Genomic DNA, 17,544 nt, shown 5'->3' with positions numbered 1-17,544 from the left:
GCCTTGATATCACTTAACGACTTTGTGCATATAAAGTACTTTGCCGGCCTATCGCTGCGGTAAATAACGCAGCGGGTTTACGGATTTCCCCTTGTAACGAATTTCAAAATGTAAACGTGTTGAACTGGTTCCGGTACTACCCATGGTAGCTATCTTTTGCCCCGCCTTGATTTCTTCTTGTTCCCGGACCAGCATTGTATCGTTATGGGCGTAGGCACTCAGGTAATCATCATTGTGTTTGATGATGATTAAATTACCGTAACCACGCAGCGCGTTACCGGCATACACCACTCGCCCAGAGGCGGTAGCAACAACAGCCTGGCCTTTGCTGCCTGCGATATCGATCCCTTTATTGCCACCTTCGGTAGCAGAGAAGTTCTCAATAACCTTGCCTTCAGTCGGCCAGCGCCAGGTTGAAATTGGCGCACTATCGGACGTACTGCTGGCAGTTGGTACAGTAGTAGTAGAGCTAACCACAGGTGCCGTAACCGGTGCTGTGACAGTTGTCGCAGTACCCTTATTATTCGGCAACATTTTGTTAGCACTCTGTTCACCTGAATCCTCAGAATACGTAATTACCGGTTTAGAAGCAACCACCACGGCGGTTTTTTGCGCAGCGCCAGGCGTGACGCCTTGCGCGCTGGCATCGGCCGCAGTCACGGCGTTTTCACCGGTGATTGGCGTGCCAGATGCATTACTAATTTGCAGAGTTTGACCGACGTTCAAGCCATACGGCTCGGGGATATTGTTGCGTTGGGCTAAGTCACGGAAGTCGTTCCCGGTTATCCACGCAATATAGAAAAGAGTATCACCGCGTTTAACGGTGTAAGTGCTGCCGCCGGTATAGCTACCTTTAGGAATAGCGCCATATTTGCGGTTATAGACGATGCGCCCATTTTCAGTCTGTACCGGTTCGGAAACCACCGGCTGCGTTTGCATTGGCTGAATTGTCGGCTGCTGTTGCACCGGCTGAATTTGTGGAGTCTGGCTTTGGGTGGACATTTTCGGTGGAGGAGTCACCAGCATGCCACCTGAAGAACTGCTGCTGGCATTGCCGTTACCGCCTACCGAACTGATAGGTGCCTGAGTGTCATTGCTGGTGCATCCTGCTAACCACAGGCTCACCAACGATAAAGCTGCAATACGGCGTAAAGTAAAAGTTGGGCTTCCCGCGCTCATTTATCCCCCAAAAAAACAATCATATGCTTATGAAAATACGGCAGAACTGGCGCTGACGGCCAGATGTCAAAATCTCGCTGCGCGTAACGTTACGCCAAAACTCTTAGAAAAAAACAAGATAGTTCCAGGTTATGCCAGTTCACCCTTAACTAAGGGTACAAAACGAACGGCTTCTACCGTATCAATGACAAATTCCCCACTCAGTCGACGAACGCGCTTCAGATACTGTCGATCTTCGCCTACCGGGAGGACTAAAATTCCACCTTCGTCCAGTTGCGACAATAAAGCGCTCGGGATCTCCGGTGGTGCTGCCGTAACAATAATAGCGTCAAATGGACTGCGCGCATGCCAGCCCTGCCAGCCATCACCGTGACGGGTGGATATATTGTGCAGATCGAGCTGTTTTAAACGTCGCCTTGCGTGCCATTGCAGGCCTTTGATGCGTTCAACTGAACAAACATGATGCACCAGGTGCGCCAGAATGGCAGTTTGATAACCAGAACCGGTGCCGATTTCCAACACCCGGGATTCAGGTGTCAGTTCAAGCAATTCGGTCATTCTGGCGACCATATAAGGTTGTGAGATGGTTTGGCCTGAGCCAATAGGTAACGCTGTGTTTTCCCAGGCTTTGTGCTCAAACGCTTCATCAACAAATTTTTCCCGCGGCACCTGCGCAATCGCATCCAGAACTTTTTCGTCCTTAATGCCCTGAGCGCGCAGTTGTATGAGAAGAGCTTCTACGCGTTTGCTTACCATTGCTCATCCACTCCTGATTTACTCAACCAGTGACTGACTACCTCACGCGCGCTGTGAGCTGTAAGGTCAACATGCAATGGTGTTACCGAAACATAGCCTTCATCGACAGCGGCAAAATCAGTGTCAGGGCCCGCATCGAATTTGTCCCCTGGCGGTCCAATCCAGTACAGCGTATTGCCGCGCGGATCTTCTTGCGGGATAACTTTATCTGACGGGTGGCGACTGCCGCAGCGCGTAACACGAATGCCCTTGATTTGATCAAGCGGCAAGTCGGGAACGTTTATATTTAAAATACGTCCGGTGCGCAGCGGTTCGCGTGATAAAGCACGCAAAATCGAACAGGTCACTGCGGCCGCCGTTTCGTAATGCTCATAGCCATTTAACGAAACAGCCAGCGCAGGAATGCCTAAGTGCCGCCCTTCCATCGCCGCCGCAACGGTACCGGAATAGATAACGTCATCACCGAGATTCGGCCCGGCATTAATACCGGAAACCACGACATCGGGCGCAGGGCGCATCAGAGCATTCACACCAAGATAGACGCAGTCTGTTGGCGTGCCCATCTGCACGGAAATATCGCCGTTCGCCAGAGTGAAAGTGCGCAATGAAGATTCGAGCGTCAGTGAGTTTGATGCCCCACTGCGATTACGGTCAGGGGCAACAACCTGCACATCAGCAAATTCCCTTAGTCGGGCCGCCAGAACTTGAATGCCCGGCGCATTGACCCCGTCATCGTTACTCAAAAGTATTCTCATAATGGATTTACAAAGCTTCTTTTTATATGAAAAAGATAAAACCACATGTTGGTTCCCGGCATAACGACTTTACGCGTTCTTTTAACCTTCAAAAATCCACCCAACCTGTTGTTTTATCCCATTCAGCTGATTTTAGTGCACCCGTAATGAAATTGTTGCAGTTTTTGTAACATTCACCACAAAGCCCTGTCCAGGTGACACTATACAATCCCAGGATGACTAAATCACCCTCTGTGGTCTGAGGTTAACGTAGTTAACAAAGCGTTACAGCTAAACGGCAGTACAAAATTTAGAGCAAAAAAAAGCGGGTAAGATTATTACCCGCTTCGAGTGATGAAGGTCTCTTTGTCGGTCGGATTAGCGCAGCGTCCTCCGACCGACATCTGTTTAGTGAACTTTGTCAGCCGTTACTCTGCGATATCGGCGTAATTGCCCGGTGCGTTCATTAGTTCGCGCACTACACTTGTCGCAAAACTGCCGGCTGGTAGCCAGAAATTCAGTTCAACCGTCATGTCATCCCACCAGTTCCAGCTGAGATCTTTTGGCATCAGCAACATGGCACGGCGTGCCGCTTCTACACGCTCGCGCACCAGCAGCGACTGCAAATCGGTTTCCCCGGCAACGCATTGCTGCTCAAACTCCAGCGCCGCATTTTGCGTGCCCCAGGAGCCATCACCAGGTAGTGGCGCAGTAATCAACAGCTCACCGTCATCGACGCGTTTTTGCAAATCCGGCAGCTCTTCTGGGGTGGCAACAAACCAGCTGCCCCGTCCTGCTAACTGTAACGCATCACCATCGATAACCTGGTTAAAGTCAGGCTTCTTCAGGCGCTCGCTGACGATTTGGTTAAACATCGCGCTACGTGCGGCTGAAAGATAAAAGCTACGTTTATTACGGTCACGGATTGGTGCATTGCTTTGCGCCCAGCGCACGGCCTGGTGCAGGTTATTGCCACCCATTCCGAAACGTTGGCTACCAAAGTAATTCGGCACACCATGATGCAGAATAGTATTCAGCCGTTGTTCCATTTCCGCACGGTCACTGACGTCGCGCAGCACCAGGGTAAAACGGTTTCCCTTCAGCGCACCCAGACGTAATTTACGGCGATGACGGGCGTATTCCAGCACCTGGCACCCTTCGAGTTGAAAAGCGCTCATACCCGGCATTTCTTTTCCCGGCAGGCGCACGCAGAACCACTGTTCGGTGACAGCATGCTTGTCTTTCTGACCCGCAAAACTGACTTCACGCGCAGGGACGTTGAGAAACTTAGCCAGCGCATCGGCCACAAAACGGGTATTGCAGCCGTTTTTCAGGATGCGTAACAGCAGATGTTCGCCATCGCCATCCGGCCCAAAACCCAGGTCTTCGATAACCACGAAGTCTTCTGGATTGGCTTTGATTAAACCTGTGCCTTGTGGCTTACCATGCAACCAGGTCAGATTATGCATGTCCATTATTTACGTGCCTTATGCAACAGCGCCACCGCTTCGCAAGCGATACCTTCACCACGACCGGTAAAGCCGAGTTTCTCAGTAGTGGTCGCTTTAACGTTCACATCATCCATATGGCAGCCCAGATCTTCGGCGATAAACACGCGCATCTGCGGGATGTGCGGAGCCATTTTTGGAGCTTGCGCAATGATAGTCACATCGACATTACCCAGGCTGTAGCCTTTCGCCTGAATACGACGCCAGGCTTCGCGCAGCAGTTCGCGGCTGTCAGCGCCTTTAAATGCAGGGTCGGTGTCAGGGAATAATTTACCAATATCCCCCAGGGCAGCAGCCCCCAGCAGAGCATCAGTTAATGCGTGCAAAGCGACATCGCCATCAGAGTGTGCGAGCAGCCCTTGTTCGAACGGTACGCGCACACCGCCAATGATAATTGGGCCAACGCCTCCAAAGGCGTGTACATCAAAACCATGTCCAATACGCATTATTCTTTCTCCGTTTGGGTTAACCGCGTGAGGTAAAACTCCGCCAACGCCAGGTCTTCAGGACGAGTCACTTTTATATTATCGGCGCGGGCGCTAATTAATTCGGGATGGAAGCCACAATACTCAAGCGCCGAGGCTTCATCAGTAATGGAGGCGTGTTCATCGAGTGCGCGTTGCAGGCAACTGCGCAGTAATTCCAGAGGGAACAGCTGAGGTGTTAACGCATGCCAAAGGTCTTCACGATCGACCGTATGAGCAATCAGGTTTTTACCCGGTTCGCCACGCTTCATGGTGTCACGCACAGGTGCTGCCAGAATGCCGCCAATTTTGCTGGTGTGGGTAATCGCTAACAAACGCGCCAAATCATCCGGATGTAAACAGGGACGTGCCGCGTCGTGCACCAGAACCCATTGCGCGTTATGCACCACGTTTAAACCGGCGAGTACCGAGTCAGCACGCTGGGCGCCACCCTGGATTACCGTCACATTGGGATCTGAAGCGAGAGGCAACGAGGCAAACCAGCTATCAGTGGGACTGATAGCAATAACGACATGAGCCACGCGTGGATGAGCCATCAGGCTTGCCACCGCGTGTTCAAGAATAGTTTTATCGCCGATTTTTAGATATTGCTTAGGACATTCCGTTTGCATGCGGCTGCCGATACCTGCTGCCGGCACCACGGCAATTACGTCCGGGGAGGAGTCTGCCATGTAGATTCACTTACGCGTTATTGTCGATTGTTCTGCCCTGCATTATTGCTATTGCCCAGGCGCTTAGAGCTATCGGGAACCAGGCGGTAGAAGGTCTCTCCCGGTTTGGTCATACTTAATTCGTTACGTGCACGCTCTTCAATAGCTTCCTGGCCGCCATTAAGATCGTCAATTTCTGCAAACAGCTGATCGTTACGCGCTTTGAGTTTGGCATTCGTCGCTTGCTGTGCAGCAACGTCGTCATTGACCCGCGTCCAATCGTGTACACCGTTTTTTCCAAACCACAGCGAATACTGCAGCCAGACCAACAAGGCCAGCAATAGTAGCGTTAGTTTACCCATCCTGCCCCCTGAAAAACGGCACAATCATCGCACAAAATTTTATCGGGCTCCGCTCTGGGTACAAAGCGCGCCTTCATATTTGCGGCAGAATTTATCACAGATTGCGACGACATGCGCGTTTGCAGGTGAGTTAGCGAATTTAGAGCCATAAACAGTCTGTTACGGTTAGCCCATAAGCCACAAAAATAAGATGCCGAACATCAGCGCCACGGCCAATACGGTCGCGATGCAACTAAACAGCAGTCGTCCACGCAGTAGAGAATGCAAAGCAATCCCCACGATGACAGCGACGGGTAATAGCGCAAGGAAGAATGGCCACGTATACAGGAAGAAAAACAGGGTATTAGGACCGTAGATCAGGAAGGGTATGCCCAGCGCCAGCAGCCACGACAAAAAGCCGATAAACGCCCCAGTCAATGACCAGGTCGTCTCTTCGGTACTGGGGCTAGCTTCAGCCGATGTAATAACCAGGTTGGTGCCATTGCGCATAACGAATCCGTAAACCCTGCAAGCCAGGCACATGACGCGCCAGGCAATGTCTTAGGTTTTGATAATAACGTCACGACGCAACAGGTCTAATAATTGGGCAATTAAATTTGTTACTAATTGTTCGCCGTCTAAGTGTATTTCCGGGCTCACTGGCGCCTCGTAAACCGAGTCAATTCCGGTGAAATTCCGTAGCTCTCCAGCGCGGGCTTTTTTGTACAAACCTTTGGGGTCGCGAGCTTCACAAATAGAAAGTGGTGTATCAACAAACACTTCGATAAACCGCCCTTCTCCTACACGGTCACGAACCATCTGGCGTTCTGCACGATGAGGCGAGATAAAAGCGGTTAACACCACAAGGCCTGCATCCACCATTAAGTTGGCAACTTCGCCAACACGACGGATATTTTCTTTACGATCGGCATCGCTAAAACCAAGGTCGGCGCACAAACCATGGCGAACGTTGTCGCCATCAAGTAAATAGGTGCTCACACCAAGATGATGGAGCGCCTCTTCCAGCGCGCCTGCGACGGTGGATTTACCCGAGCCAGAAAGCCCGGTAAACCACAGCACCGCACCGCGATGCTGATGGAGTTTTTCACGTTGCTCGACCGTGACAGGATGCGCATGCCAGACGACGTTTTCGTCGTGGTCAGCCATTATTTGCCTCCCAACAAATCACGCGCGCCCCAGTGTGGGAAGTGGCGACGCACCAGCGCGTTCAGTTCCAGCTCAAAGGCACTGAATGCTGACGGCTCCTGATAAACCTCTTGTTGCGGTTCACGCACCATTCCGGCACCCACCGTCACATTGGTCAGACGGTCGATGAAAATCAGCCCGCCAGTAACCGGATTGTCCTGGTATTTATCCAGCACCAAAGGTTCGTCGAAAGTCAGATCAACCAGGCCAATACCGTTGAGCGGCAGGCTTTCGACAACGCGCTGAGTCAGGCTGTTAATTTCCACCTGATAATGGATATTGTCGACGCGAGCACGGGTTTTCTTGCCTGCGACTTTAATGTCATAACTTTGGCCGGGCACCAGCGGTTGTTCCGCCATCCACACCACATCGACTTTCGCCGTTTGCACCGCAGGCTGCGCATCGCTGGCATCAACCAGCAAGTCACCACGGCTGATATCGATTTCATCTTTCAAGACTAAAGTGATGGCTTCGCCCGCGGCGGCTTGTTGCAAATCGCCATCAAAAGTGACGATTCGTGCAATGGTGGATTCCACGCCCGACGGCAACACTTTTACCCGTTGCCCAACGTTCACTACGCCCGATGCCAGCGTTCCCGCATAACCACGGAAATCCAGATTCGGGCGATTCACATACTGCACCGGGAAACGCATCGGCTGCTGTTCCACAGTCCGTTTCACTTCCACTGTTTCCAGAAGCTCCAGAAGTGTAGGGCCGGTGTACCACGGCATGCTGCTGCTTTGAGTCGCCACGTTATCGCCTTCCAGTGCCGACAGCGGTACAAAGCGAATATCCAGATCCGCTGGCAGTTGCTCAGCAAAGGTCAGATAGTCTTGTTTGATCTGCTCAAAGGTCTCTTCGCTGTAAGCCACCAGATCCATTTTGTTGACCGCAACCACCAAATGTTTGATCCCCAAAAGTGTGGAGATAAAACTGTGGCGGCGCGTTTGATCCAGGACGCTTTTACGCGCATCGATCAATAAGATCGCCAGATCACAGGTTGATGCGCCGGTGGCCATGTTGCGGGTGTACTGCTCATGCCCCGGCGTATCAGCAATAATGAATTTACGTTTTTCAGTAGAGAAGTAACGGTAGGCCACATCAATCGTGATGCCCTGTTCGCGCTCAGCTTGTAAGCCGTCCACCAGCAACGCGAGGTCCAGTTTTTCACCCTGCGTACCGTGGCGTTTGCTGTCGGTGTGCAGCGATGTGAGCTGATCTTCATAAATCTGGCGCGTGTCATGCAACAGGCGGCCAATCAGGGTACTTTTACCGTCATCGACGCTGCCGCAGGTCAAAAAGCGCAGCAGACTCTTGTGTTGTTGTGCGTGCAGATAGGCTTCTACGCCACCTTCATCGGCAATTTGTTGTGCAATCGTGGTGTTCATCTGGCGGCTCCTTAGAAATAACCCTGGCGTTTTTTAAGCTCCATGGAGCCAGCCTGGTCGCGGTCAATTGCCCGCCCTTGACGTTCACTGGTGGTCGAAACCAGCATCTCTTCGATGATTTCCGGAAGCGTCTGCGCTTCGGATTCCACTGCACCAGTCAGCGGCCAGCATCCCAGGGTACGGAAACGTACCATTTTCTGCTCGATCACTTCGCCCGGCTGTAAATCGATGCGGTCATCATCCACCATCAGCAACATGCCATCACGCTCCAGCACAGGGCGTGGTGCGGCCAGATACAACGGAACGATTTCGATGTTTTCCAGGAAGATGTACTGCCAGATATCCAGCTCGGTCCAGTTAGAAAGTGGGAACACGCGAATGCTCTCGCCTTTGTTAATCTGGCCGTTGTAGTTGTGCCACAGCTCCGGGCGCTGGTTTTTTGGATCCCAACGATGGAAACGGTCACGGAACGAATAGATACGCTCTTTGGCACGTGATTTTTCTTCATCACGACGCGCGCCACCAAAGGCGGCGTCAAAACCGTATTTGCTCAGCGCCTGTTTCAGGCCTTCGGTTTTCATGATGTCGGTATGTTTGGCGCTGCCGTGCACGAACGGGTTAATCCCCATCGCCACGCCTTCTGGGTTCTTATGCACCAGCAATTCAAAACCGTAATTCTTCGCGGTACGGTCACGGAAATCATACATTTCGCGGAATTTCCAGCCGGTATCAACATGCAGCAGCGGGAATGGAAGTGTGCCTGGATAGAAGGCCTTACGAGCCAGGTGCAACATCACCGATGAGTCTTTGCCGATGGAATACATCATAACCGGATTGGAAAATTCAGCGGCTACCTCACGGATGATATGGATGCTTTCTGCCTCCAGTTGCCGTAAGTGTGTAAGTCTTTTCTGGTCCATAACCTTCCCTTAACCGAGGTTAGTACGGTGGGTCATAGAATCTTGCCCGCCGTTTAAAAATTCATTGGGTGACTATACGGCTGTGGTTTATTTGATATGAAATTACGAATTGGAATGAGATGTTCCACAAAGGAATAACGTTATGGGAATGTAAATTACAAAATGTGCTTAACCAGCGGGATAGCGAGGGTTTCAGAGGATTTGAAATTGTGTAACGTCCATCACAGTTTCATACTATGCGGGCAAAAATTTTTCCCATTTAAAAAGGACCCACTATGTTTTCCGCATTGCGCCACTCGCTTACCAGCCTGGCGTTAGGGATTGGCTGCACCTTACCGGCTTATGCCGTTACGTCGCCAATGGGCGAAATTGCCGGACAACAAACGCGTCACATTGCAACGGTGTTTCCAGGGAGAATGACAGGCAGTCCTGCGGAAATGATGGCCGCGGATTACCTTAATCAACAATTTATACAGCTTGGCTACCAAAGCGATATTCGCCGTTTTAATACCCGTTACCTTTACACCACTAAAGATGGTCATAAGAACTGGCATAACGTCAGTGCAAGCTCAGTGATTGCTGCGCGGGAAGGTATTGAGCCCCAGCAAATCATTATCATGGCGCATCTCGATACTTACACGCCGCTCAACGATAACGATGTGAATAACAATCTTGGTGGTTTGACGCTACAGGGCGTGGATGACAATGCTTCAGGCCTTGGCGTGATGCTGGAACTGGCCACCCGCTTGAAGGATATTCCGACACGCTACGGCATTCGTTTTATCGCCACCAGCGGTGAAGAAATTGGCACCCTGGGCGCGGAAGATGTGCTGAAACGGATGAGTGCCAGCGAGAAGAAAAATACCTTGCTGGTGATTAACCTCGATAACCTGATTGTCGGCGATAAGCTTTACTTCAACAGCGGTAAATCAACGCCAACCGCCGTCAGCAAAATGACGCGCGATCGTGCGTTAGCGCTGGCCCGTCAGCTGCATGTTAGTGCTACGACCAACCCAGGCCTGAATACCAGCTATCCAAAAGGTACCGGCTGCTGTAGCGATGATGACGTATTCGATAACGCCGGGATCCCGGTATTGTCAGTGGAAGCCACCAACTGGTCACTCGGCAAGAAAGATGGTTACCAACAACGCGCCAAAAGCAAAGCGTTCCCTGATGGCACCAGTTGGCATAATGCTTTGATTGATAACCAGCAGTATCTGGATAAATGGTTACCGCATCGCATAGAAAAACGTAGCCGCGACGTCGTGCGCGTCATGTTGCCACTGGTGAAAGAGCTGGCAAAAGCGAAGCATTAATTCTGCCATAATCAGGCCGTGGAGTTTTGTAATCCACGGCCTTTAGTATGACTAATAAAAGTCCTCCCCTGTGACCAACACAACAAAAATCACCTTCCAACAACCAAATTTACGCTTTGATCTGGACAATTCTCAAGTTGACCCACTTAAATAGTCATACTAATAAGTATCAGAGAGAATGCTATGTCTACCTGTTCCCCACTCTTTATCGATAACGACGATGCCACAGCTCTGCGCGCCCATTTAAAGTGCAACACGTTATTGGGCCACACCTTGCGTCATCAGCAACAGCAAGTAGAGCAATGGTTGAAGACTCCGCTATCGGTACCCGGACACGGTGAAGGTGGCGGACCGGAACATATGCAGCACAAATTCAATTACCAGATGATGAATCTGGCGGGTCGTCTGTGGCTGATAACACAAGACCGAGGTTATAAAGATGCCGTGATTGAGATCCTCAGCGCTTATGCCGACCGCTATCCACAACTAGGCGATGCCATCAGCCATGACAGTAATCCGCCGGGCCGGTTATTTCACCAGACGCTCAACGAACATATGTTTTTACTGTATGCCGCAGAAGCCTGGCACTGCGTAAAACCCGAATGCACATCTGAACAAATCAGGCATATCGAAAGCAATTTACTTCGCCTGATGGCGCACGATGCCATGCACACTCATGCCGCGACCTTCGATATTGTGCATAACCATGGTATGTGGTCAGTTGCGGCGGTGGCGATCTGTGGCTACGTGCTTGACGATAAAGAGATGGTGCTGAATTCTCTTTATGGTTTGGCGCGAAATAGCAAAAGCGGCGGATTCTTCGCGCAACTCGATCAGCTTTTCTCCATAGATGGCTACTACATCGAAGGACTTTACTACCAGCGCTTTGCTCTGCGTCCTCTCTTACTGTTAGCCGAAGCGATATCCCGTCGCCAGCCTGAACTCAATATCTGGCAATATCAGGAGTGCCTGATTAAGCGCGCCTGCTACACCTTATTTGCCCTGGCATTTCCGGACGGCACACTCCCGGCTTTAAATGACGCCTCTAAGACAATGGATTTACGCGATGAAGGCGCCGTTATGGCGGTAAGTCTTTGCTGGCAACATTACGGCGCAGACTCCCATCTGGCTGAATTAGCGCGCTTCCAGGCAACCGTCTGGCCGGGTCGAGGGGCTTTGCTCCTGGCAGACCATCTGGAAACGGCGCAAGTTCAGGCTTCGCCCTGGCCGAGTCAATTAATCAGAGACGGCCAGCACGGGGAACGCGGTGCAATCGGCTTGTTACGCGTGCAGGATAACCAGCAGGATGACAATATGGCGCTGCTGTATTGGGGTGGTCACGGCAATATCGCTGGCATGCATTCGGCGTTAAATCATGGGCATTTCGATGGGCTACATCTGAGCTTATACAATCGCGGTCGTGAGTTCCTGCGCGATTACGGTTTTGGTCGCTGGGTCAACATTGAACCTAAATTTGGCGGGCGCTACATCCCGGAAAACAACAGTTACTGTAAGCAGACCCTCGCCCACAATACCGTCGTGGTGGATGAAGGCTGCCAGCATCAATTCGATAAAGACCAGGCAGCGTTGCACCACGGTGAAACGCACTTCTTTATTACCAACCATCCATTCGGACAGGGCATGAGTGCACGTTGCTTTAATTACTGGCCAGACGTGAATCAGCAACGCACGGTGCTGATGCTCAACATACCGCAGTGCGAAAAACCTCTACTCCTCGATCTGTACAGTTTAAGCAGCGCCGGGCAACATCAGTATGACTATTGCCTGCATGGGCGTGGGCAGCTCATCAATACTTCTTCACCGTTGGATTATGCGAAATCATGGCATCCATTAGGCAAAGCTAACGGGTATCAGCATTTATGGGATTGCGCACGCAGCCAAATTGAAGCAGGTGAAAATGCGCAGCTGACCTGGCTTGATGGCGATACTTTTTACAGCGCGACAGGAGCCATGCCAAACGGAGGCGAGTTGATTGTCGCGCAAACGGGTGCCAGCGATCCGCAGTTTAATTTACGTGTTGAACCGGCGTGGTTATGGCGCACTCATGGCAATGACGTGCTGTTCGCAACCGTGATTGAAAGCCATGGCTATTTTGATGAGGCGACTGAAATATCGAGAAATGCACGTGGGCATATGAAACGAATCGAGGTGCTTGAGCACGATATGGCTGCCCAAACCAAAGTGGTTATCAGTTTCGTTGACGGTGAAGCGCTGGAGATAAGCGTGGATAACCGCCCAGGACAAGGGCAGTTTACCGTGAAAGTTTTATAAACGGTGCTTACTGGCAGTCATCAAGGCCAGGGACGCTTCATAGGCGGCGTCACCGTCGCCAATCATAATGGCACGATAGATGCGGTGGTGGTCTTCCAGACACATGCCGCCTTCTTTAGACGAGTGGCTGATAAACCACTTAAACACGGTCGTCAGAACATTGCCAAACGGGGCATAAAAGCAGTTACCCGACGCGAGGAAAATCGCCCGGTGGAAACGCGTATCCACATCAACCCAATGATCCGGGTCGAAGTCCTTCGCTACGGTACACATCTCTTCATGGATACGGGAAAGCTCAATACGTTGCTCGCTAGTCGCATTTATCGCGGCAAGCCTTGTAGCATGCGGCTCAATCACGCGACGGAACTCGAGAAACTGGTGATACATTTCCAGTGTGCCTTCCATGCCATTCATCCACTCAAGCAACTGGACATCAAGAATGTTCCAGTTATTACGCGGACGAACGCGTGTCCCGACTTTCGGACGAGACTCCAGCAATCCTTTCGATGAGACGAGTTTGAGCGCCTCACGTAATGCCGTACGGCTCACACCAAATTGTTCACAAAGCTCCACTTCGCTGGGCAAAATATCACCTGGCAACAGTTGCCCGGAAAGAATTTTGCGTGCGATATCGCTGGCAATAAGTCCATCCAGACCGCGTTGCGTTGTGGCAATGGTTGTGAATTGCATGCTTTTGTCATACCTGAAAAAAGGAAGGGAGTTAGTGTACCACTAATCTAAAGAGCGGCTAAGTGGGACATTCTTTGTCAGGCGGTTAAGCAGCTGGCTCCGCCAGAACGGCAATCAAAGGGGGATGCGTTAAGACATCCCTCCCCTGCAAAACACGCTTAGGACATCACGGTGCCATCTGTCCGCCATTCACATCCAAAATCTGCCCGGTGATGTAGCCGCTCATCTGGTGAGAAGCGAAGAACAAGAAGCTCGGTGCAACCTCTTCGCTGCGGCCAAAGCGCCCCATCGCGATAGAACCGGCAATCTTGTCGCGTAACTCCTGCGGTTTATCTTCATGGAAGGCGGTATCAATAGTGCCAGGCGAGACAATGTTGAACCGGATATTGTCTTTGGTGAACTCTTTTACCCAGTTGCGATGAATGTCGTGTAACCAGGCTTTCGATGCTGCGTAAATCCCGGCACCGATACCCCCACCTTCACGCCCTGCAATTGAGCCAGTGCTGATGACACAAGCGGTTTCACCGCTGGATTTTGCGGACTCACGAAGATGAGGAATCGCATATTTGGTCATCATTAATGCCGAACGGGCATTGAGATCCATCACCATGTCGTAGAACTCATCGTCAATGCCTTCGAGCCCAGAGCGCCCACCTAATCCACCGGCATTGTTGATAAGCACATCAAGGCCACCAAACTGTTCGACAAAAGAGCTGACCAACTGCTGGCAGGCAGAAGATTGGGTGAGATCGGCCTGAAAATAACTGACTTCACCTCCCTGTGCGCGCAGCTCGAGCAGTTGCTTCTCCATTTCCTGCGGTGAACGACGGCCGTTGATACCCACTTTCGCGCCACAGCGCAAAAAAGCTTCTGCCGCTGCCAGACCAACACCCGCTGATGCACCAGTGATTAACACTCGTTTGTTCCGTAAATCAGAAAACATCGGATCACCTCTATTTGTCATTTAGTATTACAAATACTACCAATCAAATCTCAACATGAAAACTAAAAGCGCCTGGCGAAAGGCGCTTTTGCGAGTCAGAATGGATCTTTAACCTGTTGCGGCGAATCCTGTTGAACACGACAACTCAGGCGTAATAAATAGCCCACCAGGAATACCGCGGCGGCGCAGCCCAGGAACAATAATCTTCCCCACATCGGGTTAGGGATCAGCACCATCAACAGCATCCCACCACTCATCAGCATCGTAATGAAGCCGATTTTTTCGCGTTGCAGACGATCAAACCCTTGCTGTTCCTCATCTTCCACCACTTCGGTTTCGATGTTTTTAAAGAAGGTTTGAATCTGATGCTGCTCTTTTGCGGAGTAGGACGTTTCGCGGTAGAACAATTTAGTGAAGATAAAGAATCCACCTGTCAGCACCAGATGCGCGATGATGTTAATAATGACATTGATTTCGCTCAGTTCACGCTTGGTAAACGTAATGCCCAGTAACTGCCCCAGCGCTTTCGACGTCAGCACATCCATACACATCCATGAAACAAAGATGCCGAATACCACCGTACCCCATGCCGCCCAGGGCGGAGTCCGTTTGATGAACATACCGAAGAATAGCGGCACCAGCAGTGGAGCCTGAGCAAGCGTCGACACCGACATCATCAGATCAAACAAGCTCATTCCTTCAAGATGGCTGAAGAACAGTGAAACGATAATCACCAGCAAGCCATTAACAATACAGAACATTTTCCCGGCAAAAAGCTCAGCACGGTCGCTTATCTTCTTGTGTCGACAAACCACTGGCACCCAGAAACTGCGCACGAAAATGCCACTATTGCGATTCAGCGCAGGGTCCATCGTGGACATGGTGGCCGCAAATAAACCAGCCACTAATAAACCGACAGTCCCGGCAGGCATTGCACGTTCGACAAAGCTTAAATAGATGGTATCGGAGGCTTTATTACCTAATGCAGCATATTGAGCGGTAGCATCCGGATAAAGGCTCGCGGATACCCATGGTGGAATAAACCAAATTAACGTCCCGACAGCCATTAATATCATGGCAAAGAATGCCGCTTTTTGCGCATTCTTAGAGTCTTTCGCATTAAGAAAACGATAAGAGTCCTGCATATTATTAATATTCTGCAACTGCTTAACAATAAAGAAAATCACCGAGCCTAATATGACAACACCATAATTCATATTCGGCCCCATAACGAAACCGGAAGGGAAATGGGTTACCATATTTACCGGACCGCCGATTTTAAACAAGGCAACAATGGCACAGGCAATAGAAATTACGGCGACAATTAATGTTTGCACAAAGTCAGAGGCAACCACACCCCAGGCACCACTCAACAATGAGATCATTAACACTACAATCCCGGTAACCCAAATTGTTATCGAGAGATCCCATTTAAATACCGTGCTGACAAATATTGCCAGCGCGTTCATCATTACCGCACCGCTCAGAATACTGAGTGGAATAATCACCCAGGTAAAGAAGTGTTCATTCTGCGCGCCAAAGCGATGGCGAATAACTTCTGTTGCCGTATCGACGCGAGCCTGGCGAAAACGTTTAGCAAACCATAACCATGAAATCCCATAGGCAATGGTGTTTCCAAGGAATATTGCCGCGACCATAAAGCCATCACTGAAGGCTTTCCCAGCGGCTCCGGTAAATGTCCAGGCACTGAACTGGGTCATAAACGCAGTGGCACCTACCATCCACCACAACATTCGGCCACCGCCACGGAAATAGTCACTGGAGGATTTACTGGCCATCTTTTTAAATATAAAGCTGATCAACACCATTAAGATAAAATAACCACAAATTACAGCGGTATCATAGATCATAATCGTACCCTTAGGTCAGAGGTTTACCAGTTCCAGAGTGTTCCATCTTCCAGGCGGCTAACAGGAAGATAAGATCTGACATAGGGATAATTCCCCATCGCGTCTTCATCTATATCAATTCCTAAACCTGGTTTATCAGAAACCAATAACATTCCATCCTTGAGGGAGTATTCATATTTGAAAATTGCATTTAATTCTGGCGTACCAAAACCTACAAATTCCTGAATACCAAAATTCGGTGCCCAACTATTAAGATGCAGATGAGCCATTGTTGATATCGGTGATAAATCCGGTGCACCATGCGGTGCCATTTTTACGTGATAAAGATCTGCGAAAGCACTGAGTTTACGCATCGGGGTAATTCCACCACCATGCGATACCGCCGTACGGATATAGTCTATCGACTGAGTTTCAATTAACGCTTTCGCATCCCAAATGGTGTTAAATATTTCCCCCACAGCCAACGGCGTGGTGGTGTGTTGGCGAATGATGGAATATCCCGCCGGGTTTTCTGCAGTAACCGTGTCTTCCAAAAACAGCAGATCATAAGGCTCAAGCAATTTCCCGAGACGTGCTGCTTCAATCGGCGTCAGGCGGCTATGAACATCATGTAATAAATCAATACCATAACCAAAGCGCTCACGAGCAACTTTGAATAATTCCGGTATGAAATTCATATACTTTCGCGTTGACCACGTCTGTTCTGGCGGCAACGGGCGATTTCCCTGTAGCTCGAAGTAATTCTTCTTCCCTTCCAGCGTACCGTAAGTGCCTTTGGTTGAAGGGATAGCACATTGCAGGCGAATCGCTTTGTAGCCCTGCTCGATAAAATTCGCCGTGTTATCCATCACTTCGTCGATGCTTTCACCATTTGCATGGACATAAACTGTCACACCCTGGCGGCTTTTGCCTCCCAACAGTTGCCAGACCGGCAATTCTGCGTGTTTACCTAAAATATCCCACAACGCCATATCTATCGCGCCAATTGCCGTCATGGTGACCGGCCCTTTGCGCCAGTAAGCTCCACGATACAGGTATTGCCAGATATCTTCGATGTTGCGCGGATCCTTGCCGATTAAACACGGTGCAATGTGTTCTTCAAGGTAGGCGGCGACAGCCATTTCCCTGCCATTTAATGTGGCATCACCCACACCATAAATTCCTTCGTCCGTTTCGATTTTGACCGTAACAAAATTTCGTCCAGGCCGGCTCACCAGTACTTTTATACGTTCGATCTTCATAGTGACTCTCGTAGGGTAGAGAAA

Annotated in this window: 17 protein-coding genes; 2 read left to right on the top strand and 15 right to left on the bottom strand. The window is 50.5% G+C overall.

The window, feature by feature from the left end; translation table 11 throughout:
- Positions 1 to 48: 48 nt before the first annotated feature.
- The 11 genes from nlpD to cysD form a co-directional block, all read right to left on the bottom strand.
- On the bottom strand, positions 49 to 1,179 hold the full coding sequence (gene nlpD / locus WBL83_RS06570; RefSeq protein WP_424588386.1) for a murein hydrolase activator NlpD: 1,131 nt from the start codon (positions 1,177 to 1,179) through the stop codon (positions 49 to 51).
- A gap of 129 nt (positions 1,180 to 1,308) precedes the next feature.
- Positions 1,309 to 1,935, bottom strand: coding sequence for a protein-L-isoaspartate(D-aspartate) O-methyltransferase (locus tag WBL83_RS06565; protein WP_424588385.1), 627 nt, complete (start codon positions 1,933 to 1,935; stop codon positions 1,309 to 1,311).
- Complete coding sequence (gene surE, locus WBL83_RS06560; RefSeq protein WP_424588384.1) at positions 1,929 to 2,690, bottom strand: 5'/3'-nucleotidase SurE; 762 nt, start codon at positions 2,688 to 2,690, stop codon at positions 1,929 to 1,931. Before surE ends, WBL83_RS06565 begins: the two co-directional genes overlap by 7 nt.
- Positions 2,691 to 3,097: 407 nt before the next feature.
- Complete coding sequence (truD, locus tag WBL83_RS06555) at positions 3,098 to 4,144, bottom strand: tRNA pseudouridine(13) synthase TruD (RefSeq protein WP_424588383.1); 1,047 nt, start codon at positions 4,142 to 4,144, stop codon at positions 3,098 to 3,100.
- Positions 4,144 to 4,623, bottom strand: a complete 480-nt coding sequence (gene ispF, locus WBL83_RS06550) for a 2-C-methyl-D-erythritol 2,4-cyclodiphosphate synthase (protein WP_424588382.1) — start codon at positions 4,621 to 4,623, stop codon at positions 4,144 to 4,146. Before ispF ends, truD begins: the two co-directional genes overlap by 1 nt.
- Complete coding sequence (ispD, locus tag WBL83_RS06545; RefSeq protein WP_424588381.1) at positions 4,623 to 5,333, bottom strand: 2-C-methyl-D-erythritol 4-phosphate cytidylyltransferase; 711 nt, start codon at positions 5,331 to 5,333, stop codon at positions 4,623 to 4,625. The genes ispF and ispD overlap by 1 nt, the downstream gene beginning before the upstream one ends.
- 17 nt (positions 5,334 to 5,350) lie before the next feature.
- Positions 5,351 to 5,674 (bottom strand): cell division protein FtsB, encoded by a 324-nt coding sequence (ftsB, locus tag WBL83_RS06540; RefSeq protein WP_424588380.1) that lies wholly within the window; start codon positions 5,672 to 5,674, stop codon positions 5,351 to 5,353.
- A gap of 165 nt (positions 5,675 to 5,839) precedes the next feature.
- Complete coding sequence (locus tag WBL83_RS06535) at positions 5,840 to 6,163, bottom strand: DUF3561 family protein (protein ID WP_424588379.1); 324 nt, start codon at positions 6,161 to 6,163, stop codon at positions 5,840 to 5,842.
- A 51-nt stretch (positions 6,164 to 6,214) separates the two neighbouring features.
- Entirely contained in the window at positions 6,215 to 6,820 is a 606-nt protein-coding gene (gene cysC / locus WBL83_RS06530) for an adenylyl-sulfate kinase (protein ID WP_424588378.1), read from the bottom strand.
- The gene (gene cysN, locus WBL83_RS06525; RefSeq protein WP_424588377.1) at positions 6,820 to 8,247 is read right to left on the bottom strand and encodes a sulfate adenylyltransferase subunit CysN; all 1,428 of its coding nucleotides are present in this window, start codon (positions 8,245 to 8,247) and stop codon (positions 6,820 to 6,822) included. Before cysN ends, cysC begins: the two co-directional genes overlap by 1 nt.
- Positions 8,248 to 8,258: 11 nt before the next feature.
- Positions 8,259 to 9,167, bottom strand: a complete 909-nt coding sequence (gene cysD / locus WBL83_RS06520; protein WP_064543893.1) for a sulfate adenylyltransferase subunit CysD — start codon at positions 9,165 to 9,167, stop codon at positions 8,259 to 8,261.
- 275 nt (positions 9,168 to 9,442) lie between these two features.
- Between cysD and WBL83_RS06515 the strand changes: the two genes are divergently transcribed.
- On the top strand, positions 9,443 to 10,483 hold the full coding sequence (locus WBL83_RS06515) for an aminopeptidase (protein WP_424588376.1): 1,041 nt from the start codon (positions 9,443 to 9,445) through the stop codon (positions 10,481 to 10,483).
- Between the two features lie 183 nt (positions 10,484 to 10,666).
- Positions 10,667 to 12,775 (top strand): heparinase II/III domain-containing protein, encoded by a 2,109-nt coding sequence (locus WBL83_RS06510; RefSeq protein ID WP_424588375.1) that lies wholly within the window; start codon positions 10,667 to 10,669, stop codon positions 12,773 to 12,775.
- Here the strand turns inward: WBL83_RS06510 and WBL83_RS06505 are convergent.
- The 4 genes from WBL83_RS06505 to manD form a co-directional block, all read right to left on the bottom strand.
- Positions 12,770 to 13,465, bottom strand: a complete 696-nt coding sequence (locus tag WBL83_RS06505; RefSeq protein ID WP_424588374.1) for a FadR/GntR family transcriptional regulator — start codon at positions 13,463 to 13,465, stop codon at positions 12,770 to 12,772. The two genes, WBL83_RS06510 and WBL83_RS06505, sit on opposite strands and share 6 nt — an antisense overlap.
- Before the next feature lie 166 nt (positions 13,466 to 13,631).
- Positions 13,632 to 14,408 (bottom strand): SDR family NAD(P)-dependent oxidoreductase, encoded by a 777-nt coding sequence (locus WBL83_RS06500; protein ID WP_424588373.1) that lies wholly within the window; start codon positions 14,406 to 14,408, stop codon positions 13,632 to 13,634.
- Between the two features lie 95 nt (positions 14,409 to 14,503).
- Positions 14,504 to 16,279, bottom strand: a complete 1,776-nt coding sequence (locus tag WBL83_RS06495) for a sodium:solute symporter family transporter (RefSeq protein ID WP_424588372.1) — start codon at positions 16,277 to 16,279, stop codon at positions 14,504 to 14,506.
- Positions 16,280 to 16,302: 23 nt separating this feature from the next.
- Positions 16,303 to 17,520, bottom strand: coding sequence for a D-mannonate dehydratase ManD (gene manD / locus WBL83_RS06490; RefSeq protein WP_424588371.1), 1,218 nt, complete (start codon positions 17,518 to 17,520; stop codon positions 16,303 to 16,305).
- Positions 17,521 to 17,544: the final 24 nt, after the last annotated feature.

Source organism: Buttiauxella sp. (assembly GCF_049686335.1).
Taxonomy (GTDB): Bacteria; Pseudomonadota; Gammaproteobacteria; order Enterobacterales; family Enterobacteriaceae; genus Buttiauxella.
The sequence above is the reverse complement of the archived record's forward strand: the minus strand, read 5'-3'. Positions and strand labels throughout refer to the sequence as shown.

Bases quoted from the DNA above. Each gene is read 5' to 3' on its own strand.
- truD (WP_424588383.1), bottom strand. From the start codon at position 4,144: ATGGACATGCATAATCTGACCTGGTTGCATGGTAAGCCACAAGGCACA.
- ispD (WP_424588381.1), bottom strand. From the start codon at position 5,333: ATGGCAGACTCCTCCCCGGACGTAATTGCCGTGGTGCCGGCAGCAGGT.
- manD (WP_424588371.1), bottom strand. From the start codon at position 17,520: ATGAAGATCGAACGTATAAAAGTACTGGTGAGCCGGCCTGGACGAAAT.
- ftsB (WP_424588380.1), bottom strand. From the start codon at position 5,674: ATGGGTAAACTAACGCTACTATTGCTGGCCTTGTTGGTCTGGCTGCAG.
- WBL83_RS06495 (WP_424588372.1), bottom strand. From the start codon at position 16,279: ATGATCTATGATACCGCTGTAATTTGTGGTTATTTTATCTTAATGGTG.
- WBL83_RS06515 (WP_424588376.1), top strand. From the start codon at position 9,443: ATGTTTTCCGCATTGCGCCACTCGCTTACCAGCCTGGCGTTAGGGATT.
- surE (WP_424588384.1), bottom strand. From the start codon at position 2,690: ATGAGAATACTTTTGAGTAACGATGACGGGGTCAATGCGCCGGGCATT.
- WBL83_RS06500 (WP_424588373.1), bottom strand. From the start codon at position 14,408: ATGTTTTCTGATTTACGGAACAAACGAGTGTTAATCACTGGTGCATCA.
- WBL83_RS06535 (WP_424588379.1), bottom strand. From the start codon at position 6,163: ATGCGCAATGGCACCAACCTGGTTATTACATCGGCTGAAGCTAGCCCC.
- WBL83_RS06505 (WP_424588374.1), bottom strand. From the start codon at position 13,465: ATGCAATTCACAACCATTGCCACAACGCAACGCGGTCTGGATGGACTT.
- WBL83_RS06565 (WP_424588385.1), bottom strand. From the start codon at position 1,935: ATGGTAAGCAAACGCGTAGAAGCTCTTCTCATACAACTGCGCGCTCAG.
- cysC (WP_424588378.1), bottom strand. From the start codon at position 6,820: ATGGCTGACCACGACGAAAACGTCGTCTGGCATGCGCATCCTGTCACG.
- nlpD (WP_424588386.1), bottom strand. From the start codon at position 1,179: ATGAGCGCGGGAAGCCCAACTTTTACTTTACGCCGTATTGCAGCTTTA.
- ispF (WP_424588382.1), bottom strand. From the start codon at position 4,623: ATGCGTATTGGACATGGTTTTGATGTACACGCCTTTGGAGGCGTTGGC.
- cysD (WP_064543893.1), bottom strand. From the start codon at position 9,167: ATGGACCAGAAAAGACTTACACACTTACGGCAACTGGAGGCAGAAAGC.
- cysN (WP_424588377.1), bottom strand. From the start codon at position 8,247: ATGAACACCACGATTGCACAACAAATTGCCGATGAAGGTGGCGTAGAA.
- WBL83_RS06510 (WP_424588375.1), top strand. From the start codon at position 10,667: ATGTCTACCTGTTCCCCACTCTTTATCGATAACGACGATGCCACAGCT.